This window comes from Myxococcales bacterium (genome assembly GCA_022184915.1).
Taxonomy (GTDB): domain Bacteria; phylum Myxococcota_A; class Polyangia; order Fen-1088; family Fen-1088; genus JAGTJU01.
This window is the reverse complement of sequence record JAGTJU010000003.1, coordinates 174,017-188,079: the sequence shown is the minus strand read 5'-3', so window position 1 is coordinate 188,079 and position 14,063 is coordinate 174,017. Positions and strand designations below refer to the sequence as shown.

Here is a 14,063-nt window from a genome sequence, read left to right as displayed (position 1 = left end):
CGGCCCTGGCGGTACTCTACCGCTCCCTGAACGAGGGCGCGCTGCGCATACCCCGGCTGACCTATGGAACTTTTTAACTCGCACGTTTCCGACGAGGCCATTCGCCTAGCAGTTGATGTACTTCGTTCTGGACGCCTGAGCGAAGGGCCGGTCGCTCGTAGCTTCGAGCAGGCGCTCGAGCGGTCGTTAGGCCTCGTCAGGCCTCGCTTGGTGAACAGCGGCACGTCTGCTCTCCATCTATCCCTCGTCGCGGCGGGGGTAGGACCTGGCGACGAAGTCATTCTTCCGCCCCAAACATTTGTCGCAAGCGGGCTCTCCGTGCTCATGGCGGGGGCACGGCCCGTATTTGCCGATATCGATGCCACGACCGGCAACTTAGATGTCAGTTCTGCTGCGTCTAGGATCACGGAGAGAACGAAGGCAGTCATGCCGGTGCACTGGGCGGGTATACCCTGCGAGATGGACGAGATCGGATCGCTCGCCCAGCAGCACGGCCTCGCAGTGGTGGAGGATGCGGCGCATGCGCTCGGGGCCTTGTACAAAGGTACGCCAGTCGGTGCGATATCGAGGTTCACGTGCTTCTCGTTTCAAGCGATCAAACACCTCACTACTGGCGACGGAGGAGCGATTTGCTCGCTCAGCGAACAAGACGAGAGAACAGTAAGCCGGCTTAGATGGTTCGGCATTGACCGGGCAACGGCAGTCCCCGATGAACTAGGAGAGCGACAGTACAACCTCTCAGATCTGGGGTTCAAATACCACATGAACGACCTAGCTGCGGCGGTTGGGATGGGGAACCTGGCATCCTTTCCCGAACGACTGCGCCGCCGGCGAGACATCGCCCTCGCGTACTTTCATCACCTTGCTGAGGTGCCAGGGTTAACACTTCCGGCGGTCCACCAGGGCAGTTCTCCGTCGTGGTGGCTATTTACCGTCCTCGTTGAACAGCGGCTCAACTTGGTACGCAAGCTTAAGGAGCACGGGATCCCGTGCTCCGTAGTGCACCGCCGAATCGACCGGAATCGTGTGTTGGGAGGGGTCACACCCGAGCTCCCCGGACAGGAACGTTTCGACGCCCAACAGTTGTCCCTTCCTTGCCACGAAGAAATCACCGAAGAAGACGTCCACAGAATCGTGGAATGCGTCAAGAGTGGTTGGTGATGTCGCGAGAGTCTGAGGATCAGACGGCACCTTACGATTACTCTCAGCTGAGGGCTCAAGGGCAGGACGTCTTCATTAGCCCGCGAGTCGAGATTAAGCGCCCAGCCCTCGTGGAGCTTGGGTCGCATATCGCCATAGACTCCGGGTTCTATTGCACCACGGCTGTGACGATGGGTGACTACGTGCACATCGGCCCGTACGTCACCGTCATTGGTGGTGCCAAATCCACACTCAGGATGGAGGGCTTCAACACCGTTGGAGCGGGAAGCCGCATCCTCTGTGCGTCAGACGAGTTCCTGGGGCACGGTCTTGTGGGTATGTCGCCACCGGAGTTCCGCGACCGTGTGAACTATGCACCAGTCATCTTCCGTCGGTTCGCCAGCATCGGGACTAACGTCGTGGTGCACCCAGGCGTGACTCTGGGCGAAGGCAGCGTGGTGGGCTCTTGTTCACTTGTCCTCCGTAGTACGGAGCCTTGGTCTATATATTTCGGGGTTCCTGCCCGGAAGGTCCGGGAGCGGCCGCGAGATAGGATGCTGCAAGCAGCCCGAGCAATGGGGTACGAAGAATGACCGCAGAGAAGAACTTTATGGTGTTGGGCGCCTCAGGTTTCGTGGGACGCCACGTGGTGGACGCACTTAAGAAAAGTGGTTTCGAGGTTTCGGCCATTTCGAGAAAGGATTGCGACCTGCGGGATGTCGGCCAGGTCAAGCGCCTCCTGGCTTCTACCCCTTGTCGAGTGATCGTCAACTGTGCTGCCCACGTAGGGAGTCTCGTATATGTAACGGAGCAAGCCGCAACAGTCGTCGAAGACAACATGCGCCTTCTCCTCGCGCTGTATAGGGCGACTGCGGAGGTGAGCCCAGAGACTCTTATCGTCAACCCTGTCGCAAACTGCGCCTTCCCTGCGCACCTCGAAAAGTTTACCGAAGGAGACCTTTGGAGTGGTCCGCTGCACCGATCGGTGATGTCTTACGGCAGCACTCGCCGCATGATGATGATCCTTTCCGAATGCTTTGAGATGCAGCACGGGGTTAAATCCCTCAGCTTGTTTGTCCCCAACATGTACGGGCCGTATGAGTCCACCGACCCGACGAAGGCTCATGCGCTGTCAGCCCTGGTTAGTAAGGTCGTGAAGGCAAAGCGATTGGGCGAAAGAAAACTTGAGGTTTGGGGGACCGGCATTGCGATACGGGAGTGGTTGTATGCCCCAGATTTCGCTAGGATTGTGGCCGAAGTACTTGGCGAGGACTTAGCTTTGCCGGCCGCGTTCAACGTCGCGCAAGCGTCTGGCCTGTCCGTGAGAGAGCTTGTCGACATTCTCGTTGAGGAGACCGGATTTTCCGGCGAAATCATATGGGACCGCTCAAAGCCGGACGGAGCACCGATAAAGGTCATGGACGACGAGCTGTTTCGCAGGGTTTTTCCCGCGTTCAAGTTCACTCCGATCCGAGAAGGAATCGCGTCGACTGCTTCGTACTACGAGTCTGTGTTCCCTTATTGATTGGGTGGACTGCGAATGCCTGCACCTCGTCTGACGTATCTGGTCAATACCTACAACAAGCTTCCCTTTCTGAGACATGCTCTTCCCCGTCTCCTAGACGAAGTGGAGGATGACGAAGAGGTTGTCGTAGTCGACGGATCTAGCTCGGACGGAACACAAGATTTCATTGCATCGCTTCAGAAAGACCATCGAATCGATCAGTTCACTTCCGAAAAAGATGCGGGAGAAGCGCATGGATGGAACCGCGGAATGCTCCGCGCCCGGGGAGACCTGATCAAACTCATCTCGGACGATGATGTTTTTCATTATCCTGCGATCCGGGTCTGCCGGACATTCATGGAGGACCATCCCGAAATCGATGTTCTCTGGTCCCAAGGGGCGGGACTGCAGCTAGGCTCGCGAAGCTTACCGTCTGCTGGAAACGATGGTGTCTCGTTTCGGCGCTGGAAAGAGGGGAAGGGGCCGCTTTTCCTGTGCGGCCTGGGTCTAATGTTTCGCCGGTCTTCGCTGGCTATGACTGGTCTCTTCAATACCAGTAGCAAGCGCATCGATGCCGAACTGTCGTTACGGTTATCTACAAGTCGCTGCAAGCAGGTGTGGTACGCATCCCCACTGTTCGTACGTCTTGAAAACCCACAAAGCAATGCTGTGAAGTTTGGCAGAAGGATGTTGCGCGAAGAAGTGGCATTCAAAGCGTCTCATCATCTCCTTAGCGGGACACTTCCCCGTCTGGACGAAACCGTCGGCCTTGCCCGACTTTCGTTGCGGTCGGCACTTTCCACCGTTGCTGACGGAGTCACGGGGGGCTCCCGCAAACTCCATAATCCCTGCACGGATGGGGATATCGAAACTGCTTACGATACTTCTGCGAAATGGCTTGCGGAAGAGTTCAGCCGCTCGTCACTCGAAGCTTGCTTCGAGTGACGAGCGAGGAATCGGAGCCTTGCGGTGACAGTAAGGGCGCTTGCGCTCCTGGGAATCGGACGAGTGTCTCAGGTCGTGGCAATCGTCGTTACGTTGCGATGCTTGACCACGTTCTTGTCTCCTGCCGAGGCGGGACGCTTCTACTGGCTGGCGGCGATCCTGGCTGTTGCCGTATCGCCAATAGCTTCAGCTGTCGGAAATCACTACTTCCGAAACCTTCTTTCGTGGGAGGAGAGTGGGGAGGCTTGGTACCGACTTCGTCAGTTTCTGGTTGGGCTGACCATCGCTGCTGTGACTGTAGGGACTGTTGTCGCATACGTGGCCAAGTGGCACTACGGGGTGGAGATGGGCCCTCTGGTCTTTGCTTTGGTACCGTTCGTTTTCGCCACCGAAGCCAGCAACGTTGCGTTCGCTCCCCTCAACATATTGTCAAAGCGCTCCGTCTATGTTGCGCTCTCGACTTTAGCCGCGTTTCTGAAACCGGGTTTGGCGGTTCTTGCGGTAATTCTTCTGGGGCCGTCCGCTCGCAACTGGATGTTGGGTCTAGCAGTCGGTGCGATGCTTCCTGCCGCGGCGGCGGTGTTGTACCTCCGCAGATGTTTTCGTTCACGAACGGGGCAGTCTGTCGTCATCGCACCGCTAGATCTCGCAGAGTTTCTCCGATTTACATGGCCAATGGCGACAGGCTCCCTCCTGTACTGGGGGCAGACACAAGCGAATCGTCTTGTAGTTGAGAATGTCCTTTCGCCAGAGACCCTAGGCAGCTTCGCGGCGAACTATTCTGCAGGAGTGGGTATCCTCGTGGCATTTGAAGCGCTGTTTCAGCAGTACTACCAGCCTATCTTCTATCGCGGAGTGACTTCCAGTGAGGAAGATCAGAAGCGCGAAACCGTACAGTCGCTGGCTGATGTCCTGCTTCCGATACTAGTTCTCATTGGACTCCTGGTCATTTGCGGTGCCAGGCCACTTTCTTGGATCCTGCTTGGGCGGGACTTCCAGAGCGACTACCGCCTCATCGCTTGGGCCGCTGCTGCTGAGAGCGTCCGTATTGCAAGTGGCTGCTATCATCTGGCCGCGGTCGGCAGGAAGCGAACCGACCTTCTGTTGCCAGCGGGCGTTTCTGGCGCCGTTACCTCGGTGGTTGGAGTGTTTGTTCTTGGGCGCTTATGGGGTATCGATGGCCTTGGTCCGGCGCTTCTCCTCGCATCCCTCAGTATGTTCTTCACGCTTGGCATATGCATGAGACGACACTTCGTCTTGAATCTTCCCCTGAGGCGTATGGGGCTCGTGATGGTCGCAAGTTCTCCGGCGTGTGTAGCACTCCTGCTCTTGAGGTCCCGAGACCTTTCGATTCTTCACTGGGCAATGCACTTGGTCGTAGTACTTGCCTCAGGGGCTGGTGGTCTGTTTTTCTCTGTCCGTGGAGTAATCCACTTGCGCGGTGGTAATCAATGATTATCGCACGTGTATTCGGTGGCCTTGGGAACCAACTGTTCATATACGCTGCAGCGCGAAGCCTAGCTCGCCTCCACCGAGTCGGGTTAGTTCTCGACTGCCGAAGTGGCTTTCGTCGCGACCAGTACGGCAGAGCGCCCGAACTCAACCAATTCGCTCTGAATGCAAGATTCGCGGGTAGGTTGGAGGCACTTGACTTCCCTTCGGGTAGATTGGCTCGACATCTTCTCAAGAGGGCGACAGGGGCATGGAAAAATAATGCAATCGTGGACTACATCACGGAACCGACCATCCTCCGTTATGCTCCGATACTTGAAAAGGAGCAGCTGGCTCCCCTGACCTTCCTCGAAGGATATTGGCAGTCTGAAAAGTACTTTCAGAGCAGCGCTTCTCAAATCAGAGACGAACTAGCAATGATCGAGCCTCCCGGAGGCTACGATCGGACGCTTCGCCGAAAGATAGAGAGTACTGCTACGCCAGTCGCGGTTCATGCAAGAAGGCTTTACTCACTCACGCAGGGGCAAGGAGCGGACCCGCTATCGCATGAGGATTCTCGATCCCTCAAGAGGGAATACTATGAGAACGCAATCACGCGTATTCTTGAGTCGAGTCCGAACTGCCACTTCTTTTGCTTTGGAGATGCGCCGGAGTGGTTCGCGGCGAATATGCCAAAGCGGGTGCCATTTACGATAGTCGACCAGCGTCATCATGTGGCCGCCAGTGGGCTTCATGACTTTTGGATGATGCGCCAATGCCGTCACTTTGTAATCTCGAACAGTACGTTCAGCTGGTGGGCAGCATGGCTAGGTAGACATCCAGACAAGATGGTAATCTGTCCAGAAGCTAAACGGTGGGACAATCAAGATACCGTCCCTTCGTCGTGGACATCGCTGACTGGGTAACGGATTTCAGTTTATAGGATCGCTCGAAATGATTACAAGGGCTAAGGAAGCGCTCAAGAAGACGAGTAGGCTCAGTGAAACTGTTTTGGGTTTTTCTCCGATTGGACTCAAGCGGTTCGCGAATTTACCTCGATTCTTGAGGGATGTCCGTGAGTACCGAAACCAGGACAAGTCGGGACAGTTCCCACTGCGTTTTGACCAGCTATACCCGATCCTTTCGGACTTCTATGAAGCGGCCGGCGCGACGCGAGGGCACTACTTCATGCAGGATTTGTGGGTGGCAAGGCAGATCTACAAAGCGCGGCCCGCCGAGCACGTCGATATCGGATCTCGCATTGATGGTTTCATTGCGCATGTTCTCTCGTTTATGCCGCTTACGATGATCGATATACGTCCACTTCCTGTTCGTATCGAGGGCTTGAACTTCGTTCAAGCTGAGAGTGCGACCATCGCAGAGCACTTCCCCAATGGAGCGCTTTCGGTGTCTAGTCTTCATGCGGTAGAGCATTTCGGTTTGGGCAGGTATGGAGACCCAGTAGATCCCGAGGGCTGGAGGAAAGGGGTGGAGACCCTAAAGGGTCTAGTGGCACCGGGCGGAACCCTGTACTTTTCCGCGCCCGTCGGGAGAGAGCGAGTGGAGTTCAATGCCCATCGTGTCTTTTCGCCGGATACGATCCTGGCCGCCTTCGCGCCGCTTCAACTCGCAGCGTTCGCAGCAATCGGGGATGATGGTGAGTTCTCGGAAGGTGGAGACCCAAGGGCGCTTAGGGAAGCTGCTTACGCGTGCGGCATCTTTGTTTTTAAGAGGGCGCACTGAGGCAGGGCGATCCCAGCGGTCTGCCCCAGCAGGCGTTCCGAATCGCCAGTCGGAGTCCCTGGTTCGATGGGTCCGTACGCCGGTCCGCCCCCGGTTGAGGTCTCGCGCAGGCGGGGGAATCACGGGAGGCTCCCGGCACTTTGCAAAATCGTTTTCTGCTTGGGCATGATCGCGGGACGGACTCCGATTGATCGAGTACGCGCTGCCAGCCACTAGTGGACTCCTGAAGGCGGCCATTCCCGAACCTGTCAACGTTAGCGAGGCGGCCTTGATTCATGTTTAGGGAACGGAACGGCATCAAGCTTTACTTGCTAGTCAGGAGACCTCGGCAAGCCGACCAGAATCGCCATACACAGACCTGGTCACGAGGTAACTGCGACTGAGTTCCGGCTCCTGCCGCCACTCTCGACCCAAGCAAACGGAGGTCGCCCCCCCGTAGCGGCGACCTCCAAACGCCGCGCCGCTCCGCCTTTGGTGGGGGCAAGCCGTCTATGAAAACGGCTGACGAGTGATGGATGCAGTGCGCTGTCGCTCTACGTTCGCTTTGCACAGCCAGCCCGGCCGGGATACTCTCCCACCCGTGATAGAGGCAAACAGGTCTGGTGTGACACCTGGAGGCGATCCCTCGATGGTGGCGGAACTCAATCACTATCTACGCCTGGTGCTGCTCGGATGGCGCTGGATAGTAGGCACGCTTGTGGTTTCCGTTGTGGTCGGGGCACTTTGGACGTTCCGCCAACCTAAGGTCTTCGAGGCATCTTGTGCCGTTGTGATTGACCCGTCTGCTCCACAAGTCCTAAGCGGTATAAAGGACGTGGTCGAACTCGGCACCGGCACCTACTGGGCGAACAAGGAATTCTACGAGACTCAATACAGAGTTATCCGGTCGAACGACGTGGTTGGCAGAGCCGTTGACCGCTTGGCGGGGACGCTCAACGGTCCAGACCAGAGAGCCAAGCTACTTCAGAGAATTAGTAGGAGTTTGACCGTCACGCCGATCAAGGATTCTCGGATTGCGACGATTACTGTTCGAGACAAGGACCCAAAGTCGGCCGCTGACTTTGCGAACGCCATCGCCGACTCTTATATGGACTTCAATTTAGAGCTAAAGCTGGACGGCTCAAAGTCGGCGTCTATTTGGCTGGGCGACCAAGTCGTGAAGCTTAGGCAATCCCTGGAGTCCTCCGAAAAAGAGCTTTACGAGTATCGGGCCAAAAACAACCTGCTCGATATCGACTTAGACGCTCGGCAGGGCATGACGAATCAGAACCTGTCAGCGTTAAACGATCGACTTGCAGACGCACGAACCCGCCGGATCGAACTTGAGTCTGAGAGAAAAATAATCAACCAGTCAATGGCGACTATCGACGCGCAGGAAGCGCTGCCGGACATTCGCCAGAATGCAGTGGTTCAGGACATAAAGAGGGCATTCATAGAATTGAGGAAGACGCTGGCCGAATTACAATCAAAGTACGGCGAGCAGCATCCGCGCGTGACATCAGTCAACGAGCAATTGCAGACGCTTGAGACTGAGTACCGCGGAGAAATGAAGCAGGTCCTCGAGTCCAAAGAAAAGGCGTATCTTTCTGTGGTTGAGACGGAGCACGCACTCAATCGCTACATGGAAGCGGAAAAGAAGTCGGCAATTGAGCTTGCGAAGATGGAACTCCCCTACCGTCAGCTCCTTCGAGACACCGAAACGAACCGGAAGCTGTTCGACCTCGTGACTCAGAGGGAAAAGGAGACTGGCCTCACGGGGATGATACGAACCAACAACGTCCGCATTCTTGAGCGCGCCGTTTCTAACCCTATCCCGGTGCGGCCTAGAGTTGTTTGGAATCTGTTGGTATTCGCGGCATCTGGGGCGCTCGTAGGGTTCGTGATTGCCTTCGTCGTTGATAGCCTCGACCGGAGTCTCAAGGACCAAGAGCAGACCGAAGAAACGTTGGGCGTACCCGTACTCGGGATAGTGCCTTTGGTTGGTGAAGGTCGAGGACAGTTGACCAGAGAGGTTGACCTTGGTGTTCATCTGAACCCTAGGTCGTCGGCAGCTGAGTCGTGTCGTTCGATCCGAACAAACCTCCTCTTTCTTTCTCCCGAAACCAAGCTTAGGTGTTTAGTAGTGACTAGCCCGGGTCCTCAAGAGGGCAAAACGACAACTGCGATTAGCCTTGCGATAACAATGGCCCAGTCGGGAAGCTCAGTTGTCCTTGTCGATACCGACATGAGACGACCTCGGGTACATAAGTCATTCCAACTTCCGAATAACAAAGGCATTTCGTCTGTGATCGTCGGCGAAGCCAGACTAGAGGAAGCTCTTCAGTCGACCGAGGTTCCAAACCTAACGATCCTTAGTTGTGGGCCGATTCCACCGAACCCCGCTGAGCTTCTCCATTCTAGTGTGTTCAAGGGACTTCTTTCCGCACTTAAGCAGCAGTTCGAGTTTGTGATATTCGATTCGCCACCAACTTCTGCCGTCACGGATCCCGCCATAATTGGAAACCTTACCGACGGGGTCTTGTTGGTAGTGAGGGCAAATCATACCCGAAAAGATGCGGCACTTTTTGCGCGGCGGCAGCTCGTCGACGCCAAAGCAAAGATCCTCGGGGCAATCGTCAACCGAGTCGACCTCCAACGAGGGAGTTACTCCAAGTATTCGTACTACTACCGAACCTATTCCAGTTACCAAGCTTGAGGCGCGAAGGCTTGCGGTGCGTTCTGCGGTGCTTGGGTACCGAGTAGGGTAGGGTCTAGAACCAAGCACTTGCTTGACCTAGCTCGTATTCCATTCCCGTTGTGTAGTTCTTCTCATGATCGTACCGATTTGGTTCACTTCGGCGGTAGCGCTCCTCCTGCTCGGACTGCTGACCCAATCGGGCGGCCTAACGTGGTGGGCTCCTCTAGCGGCGCTCCTAAACGCTTCTCCGCTTGCCTACGCTGTGCTTCGTGGGCAGTGGCCGCGTGGCGGCTACCCTACGCCTGTGTTTCTAGTGATATCGATGTGGCTACTGTTTCAGTGTCCATCCATGCTTGTCATCGATCCCCTCTCGCGGATGGTATTCATTTTCTCGGACGAAAGCATATTCGTCGGACACCTCTTGTTTTCTGGCTTCACGATCCTAGTTGTGCACATAGCTTCGACAAGGGTTGCAGCCGAGGCGGCATGGACATTGGAGCCCGAGGGACCCCTCGGATTTGTGATTCTCGTCGCAGTGTTTATTGTCGCATGCGCTTTTTCTGCGACGATCGGAGTCTTGAATCCTTACGCTGGTGCGGTCGCGCCTGCGGCAGGTTCCTTGGCAAGTGTTTTCTCCGGACTGACCCGGCACGCGCTCCAAGTGGGGCTCGCCCTTTGTCTGTTCGCTGCTCTCCGATGGCCGAGCCTCCGTATGTTGTCGTACGGTGCGGGGTTCTCCCTTGCAGCCTTCGTGCTCCTTAGTGCAAGCCGGCGAGCGCAGTTGAGTAATCTTGCCCTATGCCTCGTTGCACTTCGTGTATTTCACATTCGACTGTCGATTAGGCGGACCATTGCTATCGGAGGCCTAGTCTGCATTTCGCTTCTAACTGTGGTTGTCTATCGGAACCAAGTTTCGGCACGAGGTGCGTTTGGATTTGGTATTGTGGCCGACTCTGTCATCAAGGGAGATCAGGGGCTTGTGGACGCCACCCTCACCAACCTGGAGACGCGGTACTGGTACGCACAGCAGTACTTTGCTGCCGTAAGCAACTTTCTAGAATCTGGTCCGGCAATGGCGGGTACCTACCTCGAAGGAATCGTGCGTGCGGTACCGAGCTTAATTTGGCCACAAAAGAACGACATCGCGAACCGGTACACGATTGAGGAGGCCCTCTGGAATACCCATCGGTTTCCACGCATAGACCTCGGTCCAACGCCTTGGCTCCAGGCTGTATTCGAGTTCGGCTGGCTCGGTTTGGCCGTTGCGGCTATCGTCTACGGGGTTGTTCTTCGGCAAGTTCAACGAACTCTCACCAGAGTCTCGAGTTTTCGTTCGTTCTTTCTCTCCGGTGCCCTGTTCTCGATTATCGCGCTTGCGGAATCGCGCATCGATACCCTCATACTCGACGCCCGAGACCCTATCCTCCTGTTCCTGGCAATTTCGTTTGTAGCGAAGACGCCGTCAAACAAGGGCGCCTCTTGTGGAGCGCGCATAGGAGGGCACGTTGGTCCGGTTTTGTCCCATGCGCAGCTCGGTCCTATGGGAGAGCTGCTTGTCTCACCTGCGCGCCACGATGTCACAATCCCTTCCCAAGTCGTCGGGGACGAGAGTCCTTAAGGAGAAGGTAACTGATGTCTGGTCTAAAACGAATAGCTTGAAACCCCGCATTCGCAGGTAGTTCGTCACTTCTTCAGGACCTCGTTGTCTTTCTAGAAGCCGGTACATTTGGTGCTCAAAAACTAGCTCTATACCCTCGCGTCCTAGTAAGGCTTCGCCGAACCCCCGGAGAACCTCCATTTCAAAGCCCTCAACATCAATCTTCACGACGTCGGGAGGCTCGATATCGGCCCGCTCGACTAGAGAGTCTGCGCGAAAGACCCGTACGGTTGTTCCATGCTTCTCCCGGTTAGGCGCGGTACCTAGCCCGCCTACCCCGCTATTGAACTCCTCGTTACTGACGAAGAAGCAAGTCTCACCATCCAAGTCGGACAATGCCCAATCTCGTGCAGCTATGCGTTCCGATAGGGTCGGGTTTAAGGAGAGGTTCTCTTTCAAGCGGCCATAAACACCCGGAGAAGGCTCAAAACAGAACACCCTCGCCTTGGGGGCACGCGCGGCGACCGGGAGCGAGATTGCCCCTACATTTGCGCCAACGTCCCAGAAAACACGATTCGGGCCCTGTAGTCTCGAAGACAGGTAAGAAATCAGCTGCGATTGATGCCCCTTCGTATAGAGGACACTGAAGTCGATGAGGTCGCGGGTCTGAAGCGCGAACTTGACCCCATCGACGGACTCAACCAATACCCCTGGTTCAAATCGCATCAAAAGAGAATCAAGTCCCCGTAAGAGCCGGATCTTGCCCCTAAATGCAGGCGTGCTTCGCGAAGCTCGAGCTAAGAGACGCCTCACTGATCCCCCTGAAGTCATCGTGGTTACTCTACGCTCGGCGATCTCGGCTGGTCCACCATTTATTGGCTCACGGTCGCATCGCCATCTCGAAGAGTCCTCTACTCGGACTGAGACTCAGCCTGTCTTTATGCATCAGATAGCCACACTCACACTCAGTCCTGTGGCCAAAGACCGCATAGCCGCGAAAGTGGCTCGTGTGGTGGCCGAGAGCGACTCAATGGGAATCGGCGCCGGGCCCCCCTGACGAACAGCCTCCACGAACGCTGCGAGCTCAGCCTTGTGCCCTTTGTCCTGAGATAGCTTTCGAACGTACTTTGACTTACCGTTTCTGTGCAGGTCCAGAAAGCGGAAGTCCTCGAGGTAGGCACAGGCCCCCTCGCCGATCACCTCCAGGCGCTCCTTGCCGGTTGCGGTATCACCCGTGGCCACGTAGTGAATGCTGCCGATGGACCCGTCAGCATACGTGATGGTGAGGATCACGTTCTCGTCGGCGCGAACCCCAGCCTTCGGGGCCACGGCTTTGGCATAAACCTCGACAACGGAGGCCCCTGCGATAAACGACATCAGATCAATGAAGTGGCAGGCTTCTCCAACGATACGGCCACCTCCCACGGCAGGATCGTAGATCCACGAATCAGCAGGCAATGTGCCCGCGTTCACTCGATAGTGCATCACAAGGGGCCCGCGGTGTCCCAAGAAGGACTGCTGCATCTGCACCGCTAGCGGCGAGAAGCGACGGTTGAACCCCACCATGAGAAGCTTCCCTGTTTCCTTTTGCGCAGCGAGCACGTCCCCGAGCTCGTCTTCGTCAAGGGCAAGTGGCTTCTCGACAAAAACGTGTTTACCAGCCTTCAGAGCCGCAGTGGCCTGTGCGGCGTGCAAATTGTGCCGCGTAGAAATCACCACAGCATCCGTGTTTTCGCCCAAGAGAGCCTCGAGGTCCGTTGTGGCGAATGAAAATCCATAGTGTTCCGCAAGGTGCGTGGCCGTAAACCCGCGCGCGGAAGCGATCGCCGAAAGGCTTACGTGGGGCGTTTCGGCAAGGGCTGGAATCAGTACGCCGGAAGCAAAGTTTCCAGCCCCGGCGAAGCCGATGCGGACATTCCCTCGTCTCCGAACGTTTGCGGCGGGCATCTCGATCGTGCGCCCGAACTCCTGTTCCTCAATGGGATAGGTGAGTAGGATGCCGAGCGGTTCGGGAACATCGGCGGGGCGTCCGGGGCCGATGAGTTCGTAGGCCGACTCAGCATCGCCAATGAGAAACCTGTGGCTGATTAGCGGCTCAACGTCGATTCGGCCCTCGGCTGCAAGCTGGAGGAAGGCCTCCATGTTGCGCTTCTCGGTCCAGCGGACGTACCCGATAGGATAGTCCATTCCAAGCTCTTCGTAGACCGGATCGTATCTCCCAGGCCCGTAGGATCGGCTTTGGTAAAGCGCAATCTCCTTGTCGTAGTAAGGGCGACGGGGCACGTCCATGCCTACGGCGCCCACTGCCACGACTCGGCCGCGGTCGCGACAAAGATCGCCAGCGAGCTGGATGGGGTCGTTGGACGAAGTGGCTGCCGTAATGACGACTCCGTCGACGCCCCGTCCGCCTGTCATGGCCGCAGCGGCGCCCAAGACATCCTGGTTGCGCGTCATCGCCCGCTCGGCCCCGAGGCGCTCGGCAAGCGCCACTTTCCGCGGATCGAGGTCGACGCCCAATACGCGACATCCATTTGCCCGCAGCAGCTGCACCGCAAGTTGGCCGATGAGGCCCAAGCCAATTACGGCAAAGGTCTCTCCCAGGGTTGGTTGGGCCTGCCGAACCCCCTGCAGAGCAATCGCACCCACGGTAACGAACGCGCCCGCCTCATCCGTGGCTTCTGCGGGAATTAGTGCACAAAGGTTCTGAGGGACTAAATTCATCTCGGCATGGTTGGCCACTTTCGCTCCGGCACAAGCCACGCGAGCCCCGACAGGAATGGCTTCCACGCCTTCTCCTACGGCCAGCACGATGCCTGAACAGGAGTATCCCAGCGGGATCGGCGAATCGAGCTTTCGGCGAGCTGCCTCCACCGTGGCTATCAGGCCGTCGCGCGAGGCCTTCGCCATAAGCTTACGAACCAGGTCGGGGCGGGCCTTGGCTTTCCCCCAAAGGGACTTCTTGGCGAGGTCCATGACCATCCTCTCTGTTCCAGTGGAAACGAGGGAAGCGCGGGTACGTATCAGAA

11 protein-coding genes are annotated in these 14,063 nt (G+C 56.8%); 9 read left to right on the top strand and 2 right to left on the bottom strand.

Annotation, left to right across the window (positions count from 1 at the left end; all coding sequences use genetic code 11):
- Nucleotides 1-63 precede the first annotated feature (63 nt).
- From KA712_12260 to KA712_12220, 9 genes are all read left to right on the top strand, one after another.
- Nucleotides 64-1,161, top strand: coding sequence for a DegT/DnrJ/EryC1/StrS family aminotransferase (locus tag KA712_12260; protein MCG5053727.1), 1,098 nt, complete (start codon nt 64-66; stop codon nt 1,159-1,161).
- The gene (locus tag KA712_12255) at nt 1,161-1,733 is read left to right on the top strand and encodes an acyltransferase (protein MCG5053726.1); all 573 of its coding nucleotides are present in this window, start codon (nt 1,161-1,163) and stop codon (nt 1,731-1,733) included. Before KA712_12260 ends, KA712_12255 begins: the two co-directional genes overlap by 1 nt.
- Nucleotides 1,730-2,665: an NAD-dependent epimerase/dehydratase family protein gene (locus tag KA712_12250; protein MCG5053725.1), complete on the top strand. Its 936-nt coding sequence runs from the start codon at nt 1,730-1,732 to the stop codon at nt 2,663-2,665. Before KA712_12255 ends, KA712_12250 begins: the two co-directional genes overlap by 4 nt.
- 15 nt (nt 2,666-2,680) lie before the next feature.
- Entirely contained in the window at nt 2,681-3,589 is a 909-nt protein-coding gene (locus KA712_12245; protein MCG5053724.1) for a glycosyltransferase, read from the top strand.
- 102 nt (nt 3,590-3,691) lie between these two features.
- Nucleotides 3,692-5,044: a hypothetical protein gene (locus KA712_12240; GenBank protein MCG5053723.1), complete on the top strand. Its 1,353-nt coding sequence runs from the start codon at nt 3,692-3,694 to the stop codon at nt 5,042-5,044.
- A gap of 266 nt (nt 5,045-5,310) precedes the next feature.
- Nucleotides 5,311-5,946, top strand: a complete 636-nt coding sequence (locus KA712_12235; GenBank protein ID MCG5053722.1) for an alpha-1,2-fucosyltransferase — start codon at nt 5,311-5,313, stop codon at nt 5,944-5,946.
- A 28-nt stretch (nt 5,947-5,974) separates the two neighbouring features.
- Nucleotides 5,975-6,763, top strand: coding sequence for a DUF268 domain-containing protein (locus tag KA712_12230; GenBank protein ID MCG5053721.1), 789 nt, complete (start codon nt 5,975-5,977; stop codon nt 6,761-6,763).
- Nucleotides 6,764-7,343: 580 nt separating this feature from the next.
- The gene (locus tag KA712_12225; GenBank protein MCG5053720.1) at nt 7,344-9,458 is read left to right on the top strand and encodes a polysaccharide biosynthesis tyrosine autokinase; all 2,115 of its coding nucleotides are present in this window, start codon (nt 7,344-7,346) and stop codon (nt 9,456-9,458) included.
- Nucleotides 9,459-9,573: 115 nt separating this feature from the next.
- The gene (locus KA712_12220) at nt 9,574-11,058 is read left to right on the top strand and encodes a hypothetical protein (protein ID MCG5053719.1); all 1,485 of its coding nucleotides are present in this window, start codon (nt 9,574-9,576) and stop codon (nt 11,056-11,058) included.
- Here KA712_12220 and KA712_12215 read toward each other — a convergent pair.
- Together KA712_12215 and KA712_12210 are read right to left on the bottom strand one after the other, a co-directional pair.
- Nucleotides 10,999-11,742, bottom strand: coding sequence for an FkbM family methyltransferase (locus tag KA712_12215; protein ID MCG5053718.1), 744 nt, complete (start codon nt 11,740-11,742; stop codon nt 10,999-11,001). The genes KA712_12220 and KA712_12215 overlap by 60 nt on opposite strands.
- Before the next feature lie 240 nt (nt 11,743-11,982).
- Nucleotides 11,983-14,010: a bi-domain-containing oxidoreductase gene (locus tag KA712_12210; GenBank protein MCG5053717.1), complete on the bottom strand. Its 2,028-nt coding sequence runs from the start codon at nt 14,008-14,010 to the stop codon at nt 11,983-11,985.
- Nucleotides 14,011-14,063 lie beyond the last annotated feature (53 nt).